General features: G+C 37.4%; 17 protein-coding genes. 11 read left to right on the top strand and 6 right to left on the bottom strand.

All coding sequences use genetic code 11. The annotated features are described in order from the left end of the window. Positions 1 to 3: 3 nt before the first annotated feature. The gene (locus JM83_RS07850; protein WP_144960934.1) at positions 4 to 1683 is read right to left on the bottom strand and encodes a S8 family peptidase; all 1680 of its coding nucleotides are present in this window, start codon (positions 1681 to 1683) and stop codon (positions 4 to 6) included. A 9-nt stretch (positions 1684 to 1692) separates the two neighbouring features. Then, on the bottom strand, positions 1693 to 2556 hold the full coding sequence (locus JM83_RS07845; RefSeq protein WP_144960932.1) for an MBL fold metallo-hydrolase: 864 nt from the start codon (positions 2554 to 2556) through the stop codon (positions 1693 to 1695). Between the two features lie 276 nt (positions 2557 to 2832). On the opposite strand from JM83_RS07845, the gene JM83_RS07840 reads away from it, so the two are divergent. Then, positions 2833 to 4692, top strand: a complete 1860-nt coding sequence (locus JM83_RS07840; protein ID WP_144960930.1) for a cation:proton antiporter — start codon at positions 2833 to 2835, stop codon at positions 4690 to 4692. A gap of 288 nt (positions 4693 to 4980) precedes the next feature. On the opposite strand, the gene lepA is transcribed toward JM83_RS07840, so the two are convergent. After that, positions 4981 to 6777 carry a translation elongation factor 4 gene (gene lepA, locus JM83_RS07835; RefSeq protein WP_144960928.1) on the bottom strand — a complete coding sequence of 599 codons (1797 nt, stop codon included), beginning with the start codon at positions 6775 to 6777 and terminating at the stop codon, positions 4981 to 4983. A gap of 398 nt (positions 6778 to 7175) precedes the next feature. Here lepA and JM83_RS07830 point away from each other — a divergent pair, with 398 nt between their 5' ends. The 7 genes from JM83_RS07830 (at position 7176) to JM83_RS07800 (ending at position 16651) form a co-directional block, all read left to right on the top strand. Beyond that, positions 7176 to 8570 carry an IS4 family transposase gene (locus JM83_RS07830; protein WP_144959452.1) on the top strand — a complete coding sequence of 465 codons (1395 nt, stop codon included), beginning with the start codon at positions 7176 to 7178 and terminating at the stop codon, positions 8568 to 8570. A gap of 130 nt (positions 8571 to 8700) precedes the next feature. Continuing rightward, positions 8701 to 9987 carry a sugar MFS transporter gene (locus JM83_RS07825; protein WP_144960925.1) on the top strand — a complete coding sequence of 429 codons (1287 nt, stop codon included), beginning with the start codon at positions 8701 to 8703 and terminating at the stop codon, positions 9985 to 9987. Between the two features lie 73 nt (positions 9988 to 10060). Further along, positions 10061 to 10879: an N-acetylmuramic acid 6-phosphate etherase gene (gene murQ / locus JM83_RS07820; RefSeq protein ID WP_144960923.1), complete on the top strand. Its 819-nt coding sequence runs from the start codon at positions 10061 to 10063 to the stop codon at positions 10877 to 10879. A gap of 300 nt (positions 10880 to 11179) precedes the next feature. Further along, complete coding sequence (locus tag JM83_RS07815) at positions 11180 to 12802, top strand: glycoside hydrolase family 10 protein (protein WP_144960921.1); 1623 nt, start codon at positions 11180 to 11182, stop codon at positions 12800 to 12802. Between the two features lie 19 nt (positions 12803 to 12821). After that, entirely contained in the window at positions 12822 to 14270 is a 1449-nt protein-coding gene (locus JM83_RS07810; protein ID WP_144960919.1) for a sodium:solute symporter, read from the top strand. A 21-nt stretch (positions 14271 to 14291) separates the two neighbouring features. Continuing rightward, positions 14292 to 15311 carry a dipeptide epimerase gene (locus JM83_RS07805; RefSeq protein ID WP_144960917.1) on the top strand — a complete coding sequence of 340 codons (1020 nt, stop codon included), beginning with the start codon at positions 14292 to 14294 and terminating at the stop codon, positions 15309 to 15311. 110 nt (positions 15312 to 15421) lie between these two features. Then, complete coding sequence (locus JM83_RS07800; RefSeq protein WP_144960915.1) at positions 15422 to 16651, top strand: C40 family peptidase; 1230 nt, start codon at positions 15422 to 15424, stop codon at positions 16649 to 16651. A gap of 442 nt (positions 16652 to 17093) precedes the next feature. Here the strand turns inward: JM83_RS07800 and JM83_RS19125 are convergent, their stop codons facing one another. Next, positions 17094 to 17252, bottom strand: coding sequence for a hypothetical protein (locus tag JM83_RS19125; RefSeq protein ID WP_186434966.1), 159 nt, complete (start codon positions 17250 to 17252; stop codon positions 17094 to 17096). Positions 17253 to 17387: 135 nt separating this feature from the next. Further along, positions 17388 to 18884 (bottom strand): peptidase domain-containing ABC transporter, encoded by a 1497-nt coding sequence (locus JM83_RS07790; protein WP_315897859.1) that lies wholly within the window; start codon positions 18882 to 18884, stop codon positions 17388 to 17390. Positions 18885 to 18965: 81 nt separating this feature from the next. On the opposite strand from JM83_RS07790, the gene JM83_RS07785 reads away from it, so the two are divergent. Further along, on the top strand, positions 18966 to 19883 hold the full coding sequence (locus JM83_RS07785; RefSeq protein ID WP_144960911.1) for an IS1595 family transposase: 918 nt from the start codon (positions 18966 to 18968) through the stop codon (positions 19881 to 19883). Here JM83_RS07785 and JM83_RS07780 read toward each other — a convergent pair. Next, positions 19848 to 20564, bottom strand: a complete 717-nt coding sequence (locus tag JM83_RS07780) for a cysteine peptidase family C39 domain-containing protein (RefSeq protein WP_261376394.1) — start codon at positions 20562 to 20564, stop codon at positions 19848 to 19850. The two genes, JM83_RS07785 and JM83_RS07780, sit on opposite strands and share 36 nt — an antisense overlap. A 157-nt stretch (positions 20565 to 20721) precedes the next feature. Between JM83_RS07780 and JM83_RS19120 the strand changes: the two genes are divergently transcribed. Then, positions 20722 to 20859, top strand: a complete 138-nt coding sequence (locus JM83_RS19120) for a hypothetical protein (protein ID WP_186434965.1) — start codon at positions 20722 to 20724, stop codon at positions 20857 to 20859. A gap of 525 nt (positions 20860 to 21384) precedes the next feature. Then, positions 21385 to 22302 carry an IS1595 family transposase gene (locus JM83_RS07775; RefSeq protein WP_144960911.1) on the top strand — a complete coding sequence of 306 codons (918 nt, stop codon included), beginning with the start codon at positions 21385 to 21387 and terminating at the stop codon, positions 22300 to 22302. Positions 22303 to 22339: the final 37 nt, after the last annotated feature.

Raw genomic sequence — 22339 nt, 5'->3', positions numbered from 1 at the left:
AATTTATTGTTTGGATTCTCTTTCGGCTAAAATAAGCGCATTATATAAGTTGACCATCTTCCCGGAAACGGAAAGATCTGTGAACTTTTTGTTTAAGCTATTTTCACTAACAACTACCGATGCTTTTGTTGACACCCCACTGTTCATAATAACATTTTTAACCTGGGCAGCGGTTAATTTTGGATAAAAAGAACGAATGATCGCCGCTACCCCAGCTACCGCAGGTGCAGCCATAGAAGTTCCCTGTAAATATTCATACGTGTTATTTGGAGTGGTAGACCAAATCTTGGTTCCCGGTGCAAAAACATCTACATTCGATTTTCCATAGTTTGAAAAGCCTGCAACCAGACCAGAACCATATTCATAATTAAGAGCTCCAACCGTCAATACATTATCTACTATTTCAGTTGAATTTTGAGGGGTTTGATCGTTTGGATATACCATTTTAGTGTCCAGATCCAGTCCTTCGTTTCCTGCTGCATTTACGATTAGCACATCTTTGGAAGCGGCATATTTTAAGGCGTCTGTCACAAATTCAGGATTTGGGGAAAAGTATTTCCCAAAGCTGGTATTGATCACTATTGCGCCGTTATCTACGGCATAACGAATCCCTAACGCGATGTCCTTATCATATTCATCCCCATCTGGTACAGCACGAATTGCCATTATTTTTACATTATTGGCCACTCCATTAATTCCGATATTGTTATTCCTTTTTGCGGCGATAATTCCCGCTACGTGCGTTCCATGCTTTATATCTTCTTTATCTTTTGATGGTCCAGAGACTTTATTGTTTCCATATTTATTGTCTGTGATATCGTAAGGATTATCCCCTACAATCGCTCTGCCATCTAAATTCAAATTAAAGTGCGTATCTATTCTATTTGCATAATATTCTATTGCCTCATCCAGTTCTTTTAATGCCGTTGGAATATTTTCATCTACATTATTCTGAATTTGGGAAAGCATCGCCTTATACTGCTGCATTTCCTGCGTAGTAGCAGTCATGGCCGCTAATTCTTTCTTGGTATAATCTTCTTTTCCAAGTTTTGCTGAAACCGCTTTATGCGCAATGGTAAGCTGTTGTTTTATTTGATCGTACTGATCCTTATTTTGAAGCGTTTCATTATATTCCTTTTCGTATTCTGCCTTTGCACTTACATAAACATCATATTCTGCCTTATCTCCAGCGCTTATTGCGCTTGCCGGTTTTCCATCATATTTGGATTTTAAGCGCTTATAAATACGGGTATATTCCATATTCTCTTTTACCGCATCCCCAAGAAAATTCCAACCATGTACATCATCTATATACCCATTTCTATCATCGTCTTTTCCATTGTTGGCCACTTCTCCCCTGTTTACCCAAACAACACTTTTTAGGTCTTCGTGCCCTATATCTACTCCGCTATCCAAAACTGCAACGATCACTTGTTTCCCGGTCTTATTTTTAATAATCTGGCTGTAGGCCTTATCTATACTCATTCCAGGAATGGTATCTGTAACCAAATCGTACTGGCCCCAATTTTTTAGTTGGATATCTGTAAGGGGCATGATTTTTAAAGGAATCTCATCTATATTTTCTATCGGGGTAGAGACAAGAACAGGGTTTGTGGTACCACAGGCTGCGAACGTAAATGCAATTCCTGCAATAAATAGGGGCTTAATAAAGGGTATTTTCATTTTGGTAATTTAGTTAAAGAGTTCGTTAAAAGTAAAAGTTTTGTCCAATCGCACACTTTTTTCTGTGTTTTTCACGGTTATAATTTGGTTATGGGCATCATGTTCCAAAAATAAATAGAGGTTTTCATCTGCCGCTTTTTTCATGAACAATTCTTTTTCACCTAGTGTCAACAGAGGTCGCGTATCATAGCCCATTACGAAGGGAATTGGGACATGCCCAGCTGTTGGTAAAAGATCTGCCATAAAAACCAAGGTTTTGTCTTGATATTTGATATGCGGGATCATTTGTTTATCTGTATGTCCATCTACAAATAACACACCAAAACCAAGTTGCCCTGCTGTGATAAAACTTTCTGAGGGATCTTTTTCCAGAAAATGAAGCCTTCCGCTTTGTTCCATGGGGATGATGTTTTCTTTTAAAAACGAAGCTTTTTCGCGGGCGTTTGGCTGTGTAGCCCAAGCCCAGTGTTCTTTATTGCTCCAAAATCCAGCGTTTTTAAAAGCAGGTTCATAGCCCGTTCGTTCCTTGTTCCATTGAACGCTTCCTCCACAATGGTCAAAATGTAGGTGGGTCATAAAAACATCGGTGATGTCATCTCTATGAAAACCATGTTGTTTAAGGGATTTATCTATTGAATGTTCGCCCCATTGGTAATAGTGTCCAAAGAACTTCTCACTTTGCTTATCCCCCATGCCCGTGTCTATCAGGATAAGCTTATCGCCTTCCTCTATCAATAAACATCGAGCGGCGATATCTATCATATTGTTTTCATCTGCAGGATTGGTCCTATTCCATAACGATTTTGGAACCACGCCAAACATGGCACCCCCATCCAACTTAAAATTTCCGGCTTCTATAGGATATAATTTCATTTTACTAAATTTAAGCATGCAAAGTACTAAAAGCGCAAAACTTACTAGAGAGCTCCTCTTCAGAATTTGGCGTTTTTAACAAAAAATTGAGTATTGGAATAGGTATTATCGTTTTTTTTGGGGTTGTATGCGGTTCAAACAATTTTATTTACCAGAAACATCCTATTTTTGCAATTTTAATTCTATTTTACAAACATGCCGTAATCCGACATGGGAACCATCTTTTTGAAATAAAAAGGGATATGCTCTCTATAATGCGCACAAAAAAATAGTTGAATGTTAGAACTCGCAGGTATAATTATATTGGGAATATTGGCCCAATGGACAGCATGGAAATTAAAGATTCCAGCCATTTTACCCCTTATTTTAATCGGGCTTTTTGTAGGGCCTATTTCTACGTTGCTTTCTGAAGATGGGACAAAATGGATAGAACCCATTTGGAATGGGCAAGAAGGCCTGTTCCCGGGAGAAAGTTTGTTTTACTTTGTTTCTTTGGCCATCGCAATTATTCTTTTTGAAGGTGGGCTGACCCTGCGGAAAAGCGAAATTGGAAACGTAGGCCCTGTGATTGTGAAATTGATTAGCATTGGGGTAGTTGTTACCTTTTTTGGCGCAGCGCTTGCCGTACATTTTATCTACGATTTCTCGTGGGAAATCTCTTTTCTGTTTTCTTCCTTGATTATTGTAACCGGCCCTACAGTAATAACACCTATTCTTAGAAACATCCCTCTTAAAAAACATGTTTCTTCCATCTTAAAATGGGAGGGAATTTTAATAGACCCTATTGGAGCCTTGGTTGCCGTATTGGTTTACGAATTTATTTTGGTTGAAGGCGGACAAGATTTCACCCAAACAGCGCTTATAGAATTTGGAAAGATCGTATTGTTCGGATTCACTTTTGGATTCACTTTTGCCCATATTTTAGCATTTTCAATAAAAAAAGATATAATTCCGCATTATTTGCTGAATGTATTTACCCTAGCCACTGTGTTGGGTGTTTTTGTATTGTCGGATATTTTTGCACTTGAAAGCGGACTATTAGCGGTGGTAGTAATGGGAATGGTGATGGGAAATACCAAATTACCAAACCTAAAAGAACTATTATATTTTAAAGAATCATTAAGTGTATTGCTAATATCCATACTTTTTATCCTATTGGCGGCAAACATGGACATGAACGATTTGTTGCTTATTTATAACTGGAAAGCCTTGATCTTATTTGGAATTGTAATGCTTATAATTCGACCCTTGGGCGTGACATTAAGTTCTTTAGGTTCGGGATTAAAAATCAATGAAATTGCATTTATAAGTTGGGTGGGGCCACGCGGTATTGTAGCTGCCGGTATTGCTTCATTATTCGGATTAAAATTAGCCAGCGAGGGCGTGGAGGGAGCCGAATATATCACACCTTTGGTTTTTATGATCGTATTATGTTCCGTTTTGCTGAATGCAACCACTGCACGGTTATTTGCTAAACTTGTAGGAGTATTTATCACGGATTCTGAAGGGATACTCATTGTTGGAGCTTCTTCAGTATCTAGAATTATAGCAAAATATTTGAAGGAAAATAAAAGGCATGTCGTACTTGTAGATAATAACGCTTCAAATATTAGAAAAGCAAGGGCCCTGGGAATTGAAGCTTTAGAAGGAAGTGTATATTCCGACGATCTGTTAAATAATATCGAATTAAGTGATATTGGATATTTAATGGCAATCACAGGAAACAGTGATATCAATAAAACAGCTATCAATAAATTTAAGAAGCAATTTGGGGAACAGGGATCCTTCAGGCTTATCTCTGCCGATGAAATGAGTGATCCGGAAAGAAACCCGGAAGAAGGGCTGTTCTCTCACACAGACGATTTTATCAAGCTTACAGAAGTATCTAGAAGGTATCCAAACATTCATGAGATCGTTTTAAACAGCAGGGATCATTATGAAGGTATTATAGAGATTTCCAAAACAGAATCGGAAATGGTGCCACTATTTGTGAAGAGTGACACTGGAGACCTAAAAATCATTCCGTCGCACAGCCAGGAAGTAGAAATTAAAGAAGGTTATATTTTGGTGTATCTAGGAAAAGAAATCCCAACAAAAGAGGAACAGAAAAAAGAAGATGTAGAGCGATCGCTTTAAGCATTCCGGTGGTCGTATTTAAGAGCATGCTTTTGATCCTAATTTTGTCTAGATTTCTTATAATAATCACACAAATTTCATATTATTTATCGGTTACTCACAGTCAAGTCTGGCCCTAGTTTAGGCAAGCGGCCAATAGGCGGGCTTCCCCTGCGGGGAGTACTTCAAAACAACACTATTTTAAACTAGAGCCTTAAGTCTTTGTTCTTTTCTCTAGCAGGGAAGCGGTCTTTAATCTTTAACGGGATACTAATGATTTTAAAACTCCCAATTAAGTATAGTTGTCTTTTAATCGTTCAGTTTAAGAACTGCCATAAACGCCTCTTGGGGAATTTCTACATTTCCTACCAATCGCATACGTTTTTTACCTTTTTTCTGTTTTTCCAATAATTTTCTCTTTCTGGAAATATCACCACCATAACATTTCGCGGTAACATCCTTTCTCAAGGCTTTCACAGTCTCTCTAGAAATGATCTTTGCACCAATAGCGGCCTGGATAGGGATATCAAATTGTTGTCTTGGTATTAATTCCCTCAACTTTTCGCACATCTTCTTACCAATATCATAAGCGTTATCAGCATGTAGCAAAGCAGAAAGTGCATCAACAATACTTCCGTTAAGCAAAACATCCACTTTTACAAGTTTGGATGCCCTCATTCCTATTGGAGAATAATCAAAAGAAGCATATCCTCTGGAAACGGTTTTGAGCCTATCGTAAAAATCGAAAACAATCTCAGCCAAAGGCATATCAAAAGTCAATTCTACGCGTTCTGGAGTAAGATAGGTTTGGTTGGTGATTTGTCCCCGTTTATCAATACATAAGGACATTACAGACCCCACAAAGTCGGCTTTTGTAATAATGCTAGCCTTTATATAAGGTTCTTCCACCCTATTTAAACTTGATGGGTCTGGAAGATCAGATGGATTGTTTACCAGTATCTTTGTCTCTGGGTTTTTATGGGTAAATGCATGGTAAGATACGTTGGGGACAGTTGTAATAACCGTCATATCAAATTCACGCTCCAGTCTTTCTTGAATAATTTCCAGGTGAAGCATTCCCAAGAATCCACATCTAAATCCAAAACCTAGAGCTGCAGAGCTTTCTGGAATAAATACCAAGGAAGCATCATTTAGCTGAAGTTTTTCCATAGAAGAACGCAAATCCTCATAATCTTCGGTATCTACAGGATATATCCCCGCAAATACCATCGGTTTTACATCTTCGAACCCGGCAACGGCTTCCGTGGTTGGGTTTTTCGCATCGGTAATCGTATCTCCTACTTTTACCTCGCGGGCTTCTTTAATTCCGGTAATTAAATATCCAACATCTCCCGCTTTAATTTCTTTTTTTGGATCCTGTTTCAATCTTAAGGTACCAACCTCATCTGCGAAATAATCTTTTCCTGTAGCAACAAATTTTATGTGTTGTCCTTTTTTGATCGAACCATTTATAACTCTAAAATACGTTTCCACACCTCTAAACGGATTGTAAACAGAATCGAAGATCAATGCCCTAAGTGGGGCGTCTATTTTGCCGGTAGGCGCAGGAATACGCTCGATAATTGCAGAGAGGATCTCCTCAATTCCTATCCCGGTTTTAGCACTGGCGGGAATTACATCTTCTATTTTACACCCTAATAATTCTACTATATCATCGGTTACCACTTCCACATTTGCACTTGGAAGGTCGACTTTGTTAAGAACAGGGATAATCTCCAGGTCGTTTTCCAAAGCCAAATATAAATTCGAAATTGTTTGCGCTTGGATACTTTGTGCTGCATCTACAATCAACAAAGCACCCTCACAAGCTGCGATGGATCGCGAAACTTCATAAGAGAAATCCACATGTCCGGGAGTATCAATAAGGTTCAATACATATTGTTCCCCTTTATATGTATAATCCATCTGGATCGCGTGACTTTTAATTGTTATTCCCCGCTCTCGTTCCAGATCCATACTATCCAGTAATTGAGCCTGACTTTCACGATCGGTCACAGATCCTGTAAACTCCAACAATCTATCTGCGAGGGTGCTTTTCCCGTGGTCTATATGGGCAATTATACAAAAGTTACGTATGTTCTTCATGGGTCATTTCAAAGTAGGTATTGCCTGTAATGGGCAATTTTATTTAAGCCTACAAATATAGTTTTTTTAGAAAGCTTAAAAGAATTTATCTTAAATAGATAATTAGCACGCTGTTAGCAGGTTGACTTTTATGGAATATTCCCTTTTGTACTTTTTTCTTCGGAAAATAAACAGATGGATTTTAAGCTTTATGGCTTAAATGTATATCTTGGTTTAAATTTTAATTGTATATCCGTTTTTTGTCCTATAGTAATTTCGTCACGCTGAATTTATTTCAGGGTATCATTTACTATATTGGTTCTTGGTGTTATGCGTTTTTGAAACCCCCCCGAAGTGTCCTATCGTGTGGACACAATTATTTAATATTTTAAGGGATTAGCATTAATTTTACTCAAAAAATGAGAAGGGGGTTCACAGGCTTAGGGGATAAACGGTTGGTTTATCGGGGCAACAAGATTTTATCGGACCTGTTCAGCAAGAGCGTCCATTCGATCCGTCAGCTCAGCAGGAACGAATCAGACGCAAAGGCCGTTTACCGTTTTTTGCAGAACGATAGGGTCAGTGAAGGAGATATAGTAGAGAACTTGGTACATAATTGCCAGATGGCTTGTGCGGGCAAATTTGTTGTCTGTATCCAAGATACCACGGAGGTCAACCTAAGCAGCCATGGTAATAGGATCAATAAAGATGGCTTTGTGGGCACGACCAATGCGAAGAATTCCCAGGGACTGGGGTTCTTCATCCACCCAAGTTTGGTCTTGGATGCCGTGAGCGGCACCCCCTACGGCTATTCTGATATAAAGATCTGGAACAGGCCCTTGGAGTTCGCATCAAAGCATGAAAGACAGTACGGCAAGCTGCCCATAGAAGAAAAAGAGTCCTATAAGTGGATAGAAGTTTCCAAAAACACACAGGCCTCGCTAAGGGGCGTGGTAGCGGGAATGGTGATCGTACAAGATAGGGAAGGCGATATCTACGAACAGTTTGCAACCATACCAGATGCACAAACAGATCTATTGATAAGGGCCCGTACGGATAGGACCTTGGCGGATGGGTCAAAATTGTTTAGCTGCCTGGCGGACCAACCCTATCAAGGATCCTATGAGGTACAGGTGGATGCCTGTGCAAAGACCAGAAGAAAAAAAAGGATTGCAAAAATTGAAATCAGATATAAAGAGGTGGAACTTAAAAGGACCAGGGCGGCAAGCAAAGCAGTGGCACCCAGCATAAAACTATACCTGGTAGAGGCCAAAGAGGCGAACCGTACCGGGCCGGACAGGGTGTGCTGGAGGTTGTTGACAAGCCTGCCCATAGAGACTCTGGAAATGGCAGAAATGTGCGTGGAATGGTATAAGTGGAGGTGGACCATAGAAGAGGTGTTCAAGATATTAAAAAAAGAGGGCTACAATATCGAGGCGTCAGAGCTGGAGTATGGGTCATCGGTAAGAAAACTGAGCTTGTTGATAATGGAGGTCATCATCAAACTGTTCTTGATGCGGCTGGCGTATGCGGTACCAGAAGGAGAGATGAGCGCCGATAGCTGTTTCACGGAAGAAGAACAAACGTTTTTAGAGCACCAGATAATAAGACTGGAAGGTAGGACAGAGAAACAAAAAAACCCGTACAAGGAAAAAGGGCTAAAGAGATATGTTTGGGCGATAGCAAGACTTGGCGGATGGAAAGGCTATGAAAGCAAAAGGCATCCGGGCATAACGACCCTATGGATAGGATTGAAATATTTTAAGGCTGCCATGGAAGGGTGGACCATTCATAAAGATGTGTCCACACGATAGGAAGTGTCGGGGCAGAATGATGCTATTTATCATTTTATGATACTTTACGCAAATACATAAATTTTAAACACCTTGTTTTAAAATCATATTTTTCTGGAGATATATCTAAAAAACAACAACAAATTTATAAATGAAAGACGCTATTAATCCCAATCCCACCGAAGTAAATCCTGCCTCGCAAACCAATAGATCAATCATCATTATTGGTGCTTTGTTTTTCATTTTTGGATTTGTAACCTGGCTGAACTCGGTGCTTATCCCGTATTTAAAGATTGCTTGTGAGCTGAATAATTTTGAAGCGTATTTGGTGGCTTTTGCATTCTATATTTCCTATTTGGTAATGGCTTTGCCTTCTGCTTGGATCCTAAAACTCACGGGTTTCAAAAATGGAATGTCCTTAGGTTTGCTGGTAATGGCCGTGGGAGCTCTTATTTTTGTACCTGCAGCCTATTCCAGAACCTACGAATTGTTTTTAATAGGACTTTTTGTTCAGGGAACAGGATTAGCAATTCTTCAAACGGCTGCTAATCCATATGTCACCATTCTTGGACCTATAGAAAGTGCGGCAAAACGAATTAGCATCATGGGAATTTGCAATAAGATTGCCGGTGCTATTGCTCCAATTATTTTGGGAGCTATTGCACTTAAGGACGTGGATGCTTTAGTTGAAAATCTTAAAGTGATGCCCGCGGCTCAAAAAATAGCAGAATTGGACCTGCTTTCAGAAAGGGTGATCGTGCCTTATTTAATTATGATGGGCGTTCTTATCATACTTGCTATTATGATCTATTTTTCCTCTTTGCCCGAAATAGATACAGAGCAGGAAGATGAAGAATTGGCTCATACAAACAGTAAAAAAACAAGCATTTTTCAATTTCCACACTTATTATTGGGGGCATTGGCACTTTTTTTATACGTTGGAGTAGAGGTAATTGCGGGAGATACCGTGATAAGTTATGGAGTGGCACAAGGCATTTCTTTTGTCAATGCAAAATTCTTTACTACCTACACCCTGATTGCTATGTTGGTGGGTTATATAATTGGAATTGTAACTATTCCAAAATACCTCTCTCAGGAAAAAGCATTGAAGATCTCTGCTATTATAGGAATCATATTCGGGTTGGGAGCTATCTTCTCAGACGGTTTTGTTTCGGTATTATTTATTTCATTATTAGGATTAGGTAATGCATTGGTTTGGCCGGCAATCTGGCCAATGTCGATAGCGGGATTGGGAAGGTTTACCAAAATTGGATCTTCATTCTTAATTATGGCAATTGCCGGAGGCGCGATCATGCCGTTGGTTTATGGATATTTCGCCGATCTTTCTTCGCCACAACAAGCGTACTGGGTGGTAATTCCATGTTATTTGTTTATATTATATTTTGCTACATCGGGTTATAAAATAAGAACAAATTAAATTTGTCTAAAATAATATGCTCGGGGCAAGCCTCGGCGAATTTAATACTCCAAGAGGTATAGAAATCAATATCATGAATCAGAAAACCACAGAGCAAAGTTCTAATTACGAGGATCTGGACAAAATGAGCACTTCAGAATTGTTGAAAAACATAAATGCTGAAGACAAAAAAGTTCCGGAGGCGATCGAGAAAATAATTCCGAAGATAGAGGAGTTCGTGAACATCACTGTTTCAAAAATAGCAGAAGAAAATGGAAGGCTTTTCTATATAGGTGCAGGAACTAGCGGAAGATTGGGGGTATTGGATGCATCAGAATGTCCACCAACTTTTGGAGTATCAGACGATGTGATAATAGGTTTGATAGCAGGGGGAGATGTTGCTTTAAGAAAAGCGGTAGAAAATGCAGAAGATAACGACAATCAGGCCTGGGAAGACCTTCAAAAATTCAATATCGATAAAAATGATGTTTTAATAGGGATCGCAGCATCTGGAACAACCCCTTATGTTATTGGAGGAGTAAAGAGGGCAAGGGAGAACGGATTGGTTACTGGTTGTATTACAAATAACGCAAACTCCCCACTTTCTAAAGCAGTGGAATTTCCAATAGAAATAGTGGTAGGGCCCGAATTTGTTACCAGCAGTACCAGAATGAAATCCGGAACTTCCCAAAAATTGGTTCTAAACATGATCTCTACTGCTGTTATGATAAAACTAGGCAGGGTAAAAGGCAATAAAATGGTAGATATGCAGCTTTCCAATAATAAGTTGGTAGATCGCGGAATTAGAATGATTATGGCAGAAATGTATGTAGATCACGCAACAGCAGCAAAATTATTGAAAGAGCACAAAAGTGTAAGAGCAGTCTTTAGAGATCACAAAACCAATTTGTAAGAATAATATATGTTATTAAAAAATGGTATACCCATTTTTTGTCCTATAATTGTTTTGTCACCCTGAGACCTATGATAAAAAATTATCTAGCGTAGGGAATTGACGTGTTTTTTATATAAGCTGATGGGATGCTGAAACAAGTTCAGCATGACGACAATTCCACATCGTCACCCTGAACTGGTTTCAGGGTCTCAATTTACTGTATTGATTCTTATTGGTATGGGATTCTGAAATAATTCCGATAGCTACTTTAGGTTTGTATTTTAAAAAATTTATTTTTAAAAGCTTCAATAAAAATATATGAACAAGAACAATTTTATAATAACAGCACTGCTGTTTTGTATAATTCTTATAAGCGGTTGTGCGGCCAAGAAAAAGGGCGTTAACCCTAAGCCTAAAGCCTCCACGGAAATCAAAAATGAAATTCCGAGAGCTGCGCATCCTGAAAATAAAACTGAGGATTTGGAAGGAGGGGCGCCAGTTAGAAATCCAGCTGAAAAAGCTCCTTATCTAATGCGCGAATTTCGTGCAGCTTGGATTGCCACTGTAGCAAATATCAATTGGCCAAGTAAGTCTGGTTTGTCTACACAACAGCAGCAGGATGAAGCAATAAAATTATTGGATTTTTTAAAAGATCATAATTATAATGCTGTGATCTTCCAGGCAAGACCTCAGGCAGATGCTTTGTATCAAAGTGATTTGGAACCATGGTCTTTCTTTTTATCCGGAGAGGTTGGCAAAGCTCCAAGCCCGTATTACGACCCTCTTGATTTTTGGATAGAAGCGGCGCATAACAGAGGTATGGAACTACATGTGTGGCTGAATCCTTATAGGGCACATCATACTACCGGGGGGCAAATTAGTGAAAAATCCTTGGTTAAAAAGCACCCGGAATTTGTAGTGGAATTGAAAAATGGAATGTGGTGGATGGATCCTTCTAAACAGGCAACCCAAGATCATTCTACAGCCGTGGTTATGGATATCGTGAAAAGATATGATATAGACGGAATCCATTTCGACGATTATTTCTATCCATATGCATCTTATAATAATGGGCAGGATTTCCCAGATTCAGAAAGTTATCGAGCCTATTTAAAAACGGGAGGAAAACTTACTAAACCAGACTGGCGAAGAGATGAAGTAAATGGTTTTGTGAAGCGTATTTACAAAGAAATTAAAGCTGAAAAACCAGAAGTAAAGTTTGGGATTAGTCCCTTTGGAATATGGAGACCGGGCTACCCAAAATCTATTTCAGGAATGGATCAGTACAACGAGCTGTATGCCGATGCTAAATTGTGGCTCAACAAAGGTTGGATAGATTATTTTACTCCGCAGTTGTACTGGAAGATCAATCAAACTGCACAAAGTTTCCCTGTATTATTGGGTTGGTGGGACACCGAGAACACTCAAAAAAGGCATTTATGGCCTGGCTTGAATATAGATTATGGGGGCGATGCCGAAAACATAGATGAAACCATCAACCAAATTATGTTGACTCGAGGGATGGTTGCAGAAAGTAAGGGAACAGTTCATTGGAGTATTGGTCCGTTATTGAAATACCCAAATCTAGCTAAGGCTTTGATAGATGGTCCATATAAAAAGCAAGCCTTGGTTCCTGCGAGTCCGTGGTTGGATGAAGTCTTGCCGGAAGCTCCTTCCGTCTCATTAAAAATTGAAGGGAATACAGTAAAAATTTCTTGGAATCATTCAGAATCAGAGGAGGTAGCTAATTGGGTGGTTTTCTATAAATATGGAAATAATTGGGATTATAAGATTCTTGACAGAATGAAAAACTATATCGAATTCTCTCATTACTCAAAGGAAAAAGAGAAAAAAGATCCGTTAACCTTTATTGGTGTTACCGCGGTAAATAGAGCTGGAAACCAAAGCACTTTCAACGAAATTAAGATTGAAGCTAAATAGCTAGGAAAATATTTACAATATGACCCCATTATTGGTTTTTGGCGTAATAGCAGGATATTTTGTTTTATTACTTATTATCAGTTATTTTACCTCTCAAAAGGCAGATAATACCACATTTTTCACCGCTAACAGAAGGTCTCCTTGGTTTCTAGTAGCCTACGGAATGGTGGGTGCCTCTTTGTCTGGAGTAAGCTTTATTTCGGTGCCTGGAGAAGTGGGGAATTCCAATTGGACCTATTTGCAGTTTGTAATGGGTAATATGGTGGGATATGCCGTGATTGCCTTTGTACTTATCCCTTTGTTTTATAGACTTCAACTGGTTTCTATTTATGAATATCTCAGGGACAGATTTGGCAAGAACTCTTATTTGGCAGGTGCTTCCTTCTTTTTGATCTCACAAACGATCGGGGCTTCTTTTAGATTGTTTTTGGCAGCAGTGGTATTACAAATCGCCTTTTTTGATGCCTTTGGAATTCCATTTTTTGTCACGGTCCTAACCACTATTCTCCTTATCTGGTTGTATACTTTTAGAGGCGGAATTAAAACCATTGTATGGACAGATACGCTTCAAACCACTTTTCTATTAGCCGCTGTAATTATCAGTATCATTGTGATTATTAATCATATGGATCTCAATATAGGAGAGGTTTTTAGTTTGGTTTCAAAAAATAAAATGTCTACCGTTTTTGATTGGGACTGGAGATCTAACCGTAATTTCTTTAAAACCTTCTTGGCAGGGATATTTATTACTATTGCTATGAACGGGCTGGATCAAAATGTGATGCAGAAAAACCTTACATGCAAAAGCAAGAAGGATGCCCAAAAAAATATTTTCTGGTTCTCTTTAATTTTCTTTTTTTCAACTTTATTATTTTTAGCTTTAGGGGTATTGCTTTATCAATATGCCATAGATCAAAATATATTATTGCCAGAAAGTACAGATGAACTATATCCAACGCTAGCTCAAAATTATTTTGGCACTTTCGCCGGAATTGTATTCTTAATTGGTATTGTGGCAGCAGCTTTTTCCAGTGCAGATTCGGCATTAACTGCGCTTACCACTTCCTTTTGTGTAGATATTTTAGATATATCCAAACGAAAGACCAATCAGAAAAAAACAAGATCTTTGGTACACATAGGTTTTTCATTATTGATGTTCGTGGTGATCATAATTTTTAATTCCTTAAATGATAGTAGCGTTGTAAGTGCTGTTTTTAAAGTGGCAGGTTTTACATATGGACCGTTATTAGGCTTGTTTGCTTTTGGTTTATTATGTAAGCGTGAAGTAAAGGATAAATGGGTACCCCTTGTATGTGTGCTTTCACCAATCCTTTCTTTTATACTAGATCAAAATTCAGAAATTTGGTTTTACGGCTATAAATTCGGATTTGAAATATTGTTGGTAAATGCCGCAATTACTTGTTTGGGTCTGGCGCTTTTATACAAGAGAGAACCTGGATTTTTGTAATTTTAAACTGAAATTCATTTTATGAAAATTGAATTCTACACATATAACCTGGAGCTTAAAAACACCTTTACCATAAGTCATGGTTCCAGGGATTTTCAGGAGACCTTAATAGTTGCTTTATCCGAAGGTGAATTTACCGGGTATGGAGAAGCTGCGGCAACGGTTTATTATGGAGTTTCTACAAAGGCAATGATAGCTTCCATCAAATCTGTAGAAACTATCATTGCAGGAAATATTCATTTAAAACCCGAAGAACTTTGGGAACTCACCTTTCCACATTTACAGGACAATCCATTTGCCCAATGTGCACTGGATATTTCCATGCATGATCTTCATGGAAAAAGAAATAAACAACCACTTTATAAATTATGGGGTTTAAATCTTAAAAATATCCCCCTTACCAATTATACCATCGGAATAGATTCTGTTGAAAAAATGGTCGAAAAGATCGAGGAATTTCCATGGCCTTTATATAAAATTAAATTAGGGACAGAAGATGATGTTGCAATTATCAAAGAACTTAGAAAACATACCAATTCTGTTTTTAGGGTAGATGCCAACGGCGCTTGGACGGCAGAGCAAACCATTAAGAATTCGGAATTGTTGAAAGATCTAAATGTAGAATTTATAGAACAACCTTTAAACCCAAAAGATCTGGAGGGAATGGCAGAGGTGTATAAAAATTCGGTCTTACCATTAATAGCAGATGAAAGTTGTATTGCAGAGACCGATGTTGCAAAATGTAAAGATTATTTTCATGGGGTCAATATTAAATTGACCAAGTGTGCAGGATTAACTCCGGCACGACGAATGATCGCCGAGGCCAAGAAATTGAATATGAAGGTGATGGTTGGATGTATGACCGAATCTACAGTAGGTATTTCGGCAATTGCACAATTATTACCTTTGTTGGATTATGTAGATATGGACGGCGCACTTTTATTAAAAACGGATATTGCCGATGGGGTAAAAGTATATGATGAAAAAGTGCATTTTCCAGAGAGAAATGGAACCGGAGCAAAATTATTAATCCCTCGTTGAGGGTTTTATGTCATGAGGCTTGCCTCTAATTTTTTATGAATTTTTAGATTCATAACTTCTGTTGTTCCTCTGAGACTATAGATTTAAATAATAGAATAAAACTCAATACTATGAACGTATTTAAAAAGAGCAATTTATTAGCCTTAATAGGGCTTTTAGCAATTGCTTCCTGTAATGAGAAAGCAGAAGAAAAAAAAGACAATAAAGCTGAAGCTTATATTGCAGAGGTAAAACAGGAATATGCTCCAGATAAAAGAGTCGCCTTATTCGATGTGGAAGCCATGCAATCTAACGACACCTATATTTTAAAAGGGGAATCAAATTTACCAAATGCAGTAAAGGCCTTAAAGGAAAAATTAAATTCGGAAGGAATTTCTTTTACAGATAGTATTCAACTACTTCCTTCAGCAAATGTAGAAGGGAAGACTAACGGACTGATAAAAATATCTGTAGCCAATTTAAGGGGAGAAGGAAAACATTCCGCAGAGCTTGTTACGCAGGCTACATTGGGAACCCCAGTAACAATCTTAAAAAATAATGGTGGCTGGAGTCTAATTCAAACCCCAGAAGGATATATTTCTTGGGTAGACAACGGAGGAGTAATTGAATTGACCGATGCTGAGTTTTCTAAATGGAAGGCTGCAGATAAGATCATTTATTTAAACCCTTATGGGAAATCTTTTGAAAATGCAGATACGAAGAGTCAAGTTGTTTCAGATCTTGTGGCTGGAGACATTTTGGAAGTTTTAAGCAATAAAAATGGGTTTTTTGAGGTAATGTATCCAGACGGCAAAAAAGCTTTTGTAGACAAAGCCGATGCGACACCTTATCTTGATTGGGTGGCTTCCGTAGATCAATCTGGGGAAGATTTGGTAGCTACGGCAAAAAAAATGATGGGATTACCTTATTTGTGGGGTGGCACTTCTCCTAAAGGAGTAGATTGTAGTGGTTTTACCAAAACAATATTTTTCTTGAATGGGTTGATAATTCCACGAGATGCTTCACAACAAGTGCATACTGGTAAATTAATAGATTCTACTAAGAACTTTACAGATCTTGTTGCCGGAGACCTTTTATTCTTCGGAAGAAAAGCTACAGACTCTACTTCAGAAAGAGTAATCCATGTAGGTATGTGGATTGGAGATCAAAAATTCATTCATTCTATGGGAAATGTTCATATAAGTACTATGGATACTACTGCCGCAGATTTTGATGAATATAATTATAATAGATACTTAAGAACTAAAAGAATAACTGATCAGGAAGGAAATGGGCTATTATATCTATCCAAAAAGGATATTTTCATGACCAAAAATGATTCTACTTTGGTTAAAGGATAATTTTTAGACTTAACAAGATAAAAGAGATTATCCCATAGTATTTCTAACAGTCAAGCTGAACTTGTTTCAGCTTCAAAATAGTATAGTAAATTAATTCGTAAAGATTCTGAAATAAATTCAGAATGACAGTTCATTACTATTGAGATTACTTTTTTATTGGTCTCTTTATAAATACTTCTTATACAGATTATTCAACACTTTTAGATCATGATCTGTTAAAGTGGAGTTTACTTCCGATTGAATAAAATGCAGTTTAAAAGCCTTGATAGCTGCTGGCATATCACTTACGTCTCGGATTATGGAATAAACGTAAAGTTCTTTTAATATAGTGTGTATCATTATACCCGCCACCTTCAATGGTTTTTTTTGCCGGCTAATGATAATTTCCGAACTTAAGCGTAGTTGAAATTTTCCATTTTTCTGTTTTTATTCGTTATAACTTTTATTTTACGATATCATCCCAAAACCTATCTATAATAACTTCTACATCATCATCCCACCACCTTTTCAAAGGGGGTGTTTCAACCACATCCCCACCGTCTGTTTCAATCTTACTACGAATATCTAATTCCACTAATTGTAAACCTTCTAAATTTTTCATAACCATATATTTTAAATTTTAAAAAAATAACTTTACAAACATTTTCTATACGCATAGTAGTGTTTTGTTATTGCTAATATACTTATGCCCACTGCACAAACCTTTCAGTTGGCTTTGATTAGGATATTATATACCTTAATTCAAAAAATTCTCCAGCACCGGCAATTGTTGCTGCCATAGTTGGTAATATTTTTCTTCTTTTTTAAATAATTCTGAGTGACTTCCTTCTTCGATCAACTTTCCTTCCTCCATTACCACTATTTTATCGGCATTAATTACAGTGCTCAGTCTATGTGCAATTATAACAATCGTTTTATCATCATCTCTAAGACTTTGTACAGCCTTTTGTATATAATTTTCAGAGTTGCTATCCAAGGAAGATGTAGCTTCATCCAAAACTAAAACTTCGGGTTGTTTATAAAGCGCTCTCGCAATTGCTATGCGCTGTTTTTGTCCTCCAGATAGCGTGGCTCCATTTTCTCCTAGGTATGTTGTAAAGCCTCCAGGAAGTTTCTCTACAAAGCCCAATATGCCTATTTTTTTACATATGCCTATTACTCGCTCCATATCTGGGTCAAATTCTCCTACGGCGATGTTCTCAATAACGTTTCCAGCGAAGAGGTCGATTTTTTGGGGAACTACTGCAACCAAATCCCTCAAACTACTATTTTCAATATACTTTAAATCTGAATCCCCTATTAAAATATTCCCTTTTTGAATAGGATATATATTTTGAAGCAAGGAAATTAAAGTTGATTTTCCAGAACCACTCTCCCCAACAATAGCTGTTATTTTACCTTTGGGTATTTTTAAATTGAAATCTTTAAATACCTCTACACGACTTCCATATCTAAAATCGACATTTTTGAATTGGATATCTCCAATGTTTTCCTTTTTTAACTTCATTTTATTTTCAGATTCTTCTCTGTCTAGATCCATTATTTCGAAAAGACGATCTGCTGCAATAAGCGCATTTTGTATTTGTTTATTTGCTCCAATTAGTTGTGCTATTGGCCCAGTTAAATATCCTAGAATGGCATAAAAGGATAATAATTCTCCTGGAGTAATTTCCCTGGCTATAACAAAATAAGAACCACTCCATAAAAGGATAATTGTAAATAGGCGGGAAATTGTTTGAGAGGAAGTTCCTGAAAAAACACTATTTAAAGCCGATTTATAACCCACATGCAACAAACTTATAAATCTGGTTTCGGTTTGAATATTTGCAAAACCTTCAAGTCCGAAGCTTTTTATAGTTCCAACACTATTTAGAGATTCTACAAATTGACTTTCTAAATCCGCAGAACGCTCCATGATACTCCGCTCTGTTTTTTTATTGAGTTTATTGGTGATGTAATAAATTACTGAATAGAAGGGGATTATTAAAAGCATAATAAGTGCAAGCTTCCAATAAAATGAAAACATAAGCGCAAAGGAAAAAACAACTATCAGTATGTTTACCGTTAAACTTAATGCGACCCCATTAATGAAATTTCGAATCTTCACAGCGTCATTAATTCTTGAAATAATTTCTCCAACCCTCATAGTATCAAAAAACTGCTGAGGTAGCTTGAGAAGGTGTTTATAATACCCCAAAATTAGTCTCACATCTATTTGTTGTCCTGTTTTTATTAAAAATATATCTGTATATCCGTAAACATTCCTAATTAGTGGAAATATTCCTATATTTGATTGAATTTAAATTGATTGGATATGAATATATTTTCTTTCGGAGTTCATTTTACTGATGAGGAGAGCTGCCGCCTACATTTCAAGGAGCAACGTGATAAGGAAGGAGTTGTCTGTCATCGCTGTGGGTCAATAGATCATTATTGGCTCAAAAACAAATGGAGTTATCAGTGCAAATCCTGTAAGGCGAGGATGTCCTTGCGAAGTGGAACAATTATGGAAAGCTCCAAATTATCTTTTATGAGCTGGTATAAGACCATCTTTCTTTTGAGCACGACAAAGAAAGGTTTTTCCAGCAAGGAAATACAGCGGCAGCTGGGCCTAAAGCGCTATGAGCCGGTTTGGGCAATGGTGCACAAGTTACGCAAAGCCATGGGGCAGCGAGATGACCGCTATACGTTGGAGGGGATGATCGAGATGGATGAAGGTTATTTCACCATTGAGGCAAGCCAAAACGATCACCAAACCCAAAAGGCCGGTCGTGGCAGCAAGACCAAATCCAACGTTATGGTTCTGGCCGAGAGCACTGTCTTGGAAGATATAAAAACAGGGAAAGTGGAGCGGCATTGCAGGTATTTTAAGGCAAAAGTCCTTGACAACCATGAGGCCGGTCAAACCAGCAATATGCTCAAAAGCGCAATTGCTGATGAACACATTATCATCTTTTCCGACCAGAGCACATCCTACGTTGATATCGCAGATTACGTAGAGCTACATATTACTGAAAAATCAAGTGCAAAGACCACCAAAGAAACCCTAAAATGGGTACATATAGCTATAAGCAATGCCAAAAGGAATTTTGTGGGAACCTATCATAAGATCAAGAAAAAATATCTGCAATTATACCTCAATGAGTTTGTATACAAGCTTAATCGGAGGTATTTTGGAGATAAGTTATTCGATAGGTTAGTAATAGCAAGCATTACAGCGAGTGGACATTAAACGGATATACAGAAATATATCCTTAAAAATGCTGATCAATATTTGAAGTACTAGTAAAATGAGCATGATGATACTCAAAAGATTTAACAAATTAGTATTTCCTCCTATAAGCACATAATCTGTTATTTTTTGGATATAAATAGACGTGGAAAATCCTAATAAGGTATATATTATAGAACCTACGAAAGCTTGTACTAAAACAAATTTATGGGGTTTTAGTAAAAACCAAAATCTTTTGTAGACCGATACCTTTTCATTTCCCGTAGTAAATTCTTCTTCTGGTAACAGTAGAACTAAAACTCCGGTCCACTCTTTTTTGAATTCTTCATGGGATTTTTTGTGCATTTTACCATCCCCGGGATCCATAACTTTTATATGTTGCTTTGTAACCTCATAAATAACCACATAATGTTGTAATTTTTCTAGTACAATTATATGCGCTATGGCTGGTTTTGGAATCTTATATAGACTTTCAAAATCCCCACGCACCCCTTTGGCTTCAAAGCCTAATTTTTTTGCAGCTTCTAATAATCCTAATACATTCGTCCCTTTTTTATCGGTACTGGCATATTGTCGGATACGGGCTATTGGTAATTGTAATTTATAGTGGGCAGATATAGAGGCTAAGCATGCGGCGCCACAATCCGTAATATCGTGCTGTTTTATTTTTATTTTGGACATATAATATAATTATAGCGCATAGATACAAAACCTCTCTGCAAATATATTGCAGGGAACAAAATGATATATTTATTATTGCTTAGTTAAATAAACTGCAGAAGAAATGCAGGGAGTTTATTGTAGCTAAGCTATATTATTAATTCAAAAAATATTTATTATGAAAAATTTAAAAGAAATTTCCTTAAAAGAGCTAATAACAATTAATGGAGGAGCAACAACTCCTGGAGTTATGAGCGAACCTGGTAATGAAGGTTGTATAGTGCCAAATCCTTTAGATGATATTTTAAAAAATTAGGAGCTTAGTGATTTAATTAGTTCTTAATAAAATAAAAAAGCCATTAGAAATTCTAATGGCTTTTTTATTTCCCCTACTAAAGCGATTGAGATTCTAATTTTAGAATCGAATGACAAATTTAATCTATTTATTTTTAAATTTCCTGACTAGAGATTTTAGCTAAGAGATATTTGGCAGCTAGGGTTTTCTAGTTATAATAGTAATTGAATATTTCTGGTATGCTTACTAGAAAATTATAGAAAACATGGAGGATTAGACCTAGAAAAAACCCAAATTTTATTCTAATAAAACTAATATAACTACCTATTAGTAATGGGGGTAGGGTCAATATAGGGATGAAAAGATAGTTTAAATAACTATTGAAACTATAATTAAATATATGTAATGTTGTAAAAAATAAAATATTGAAATAAAAATAGCTACGATAATTCTTTTTTAAAAAATTTATAAATCTTCTGTATATCCGTAAACATTCCTAATTAGTGGAAATATTCCTATATTTGATTGAATTTAAATTGATTGGATATGAATATATTTTCTTTCGGAGTTCATTTTACTGATGAGGAGAGCTGCCGCCTACATTTCAAGGAGCAACGTGATAAGGAAGGAGTTGTCTGTCATCGCTGTGGGTCAATAGATCATTATTGGCTCAAAAACAAATGGAGTTATCAGTGCAAATCCTGTAAGGCGAGGATGTCCTTGCGAAGTGGAACAATTATGGAAAGCTCCAAATTATCTTTTATGAGCTGGTATAAGACCATCTTTCTTTTGAGCACGACAAAGAAAGGTTTTTCCAGCAAGGAAATACAGCGGCAGCTGGGCCTAAAGCGCTATGAGCCGGTTTGGGCAATGGTGCACAAGTTACGCAAAGCCATGGGGCAGCGAGATGACCGCTATACGTTGGAGGGGATGATCGAGATGGATGAAGGTTATTTCACCATTGAGGCAAGCCAAAACGATCACCAAACCCAAAAGGCCGGTCGTGGCAGCAAGACCAAATCCAACGTTATGGTTCTGGCCGAGAGCACTGTCTTGGAAGATATAAAAACAGGGAAAGTGGAGCGGCATTGCAGGTATTTTAAGGCAAAAGTCCTTGACAACCATGAGGCCGGTCAAACCAGCAATATGCTCAAAAGCGCAATTGCTGATGAACACATTATCATCTTTTCCGACCAGAGCACATCCTACGTTGATATCGCAGATTACGTAGAGCTACATATTACTGAAAAATCAAGTGCAAAGACCACCAAAGAAACCCTAAAATGGGTACATATAGCTATAAGCAATGCCAAAAGGAATTTTGTGGGAACCTATCATAAGATCAAGAAAAAATATCTGCAATTATACCTCAATGAGTTTGTATACAAGCTTAATCGGAGGTATTTTGGAGATAAGTTATTCGATAGGTTAGTAATAGCAAGCATTACAGCGAGTGGACATTAAACGGATATACAGTTTTAATTTTAACTACAATATTATA

The sequence above is a fragment of the Gillisia sp. Hel_I_86 genome (genome assembly GCF_007827275.1).
Classification (GTDB): domain Bacteria; phylum Bacteroidota; class Bacteroidia; order Flavobacteriales; family Flavobacteriaceae; genus Gillisia.
The sequence above is the reverse complement of the archived record's forward strand: the minus strand, read 5'-3'. Positions and strand labels throughout refer to the sequence as shown.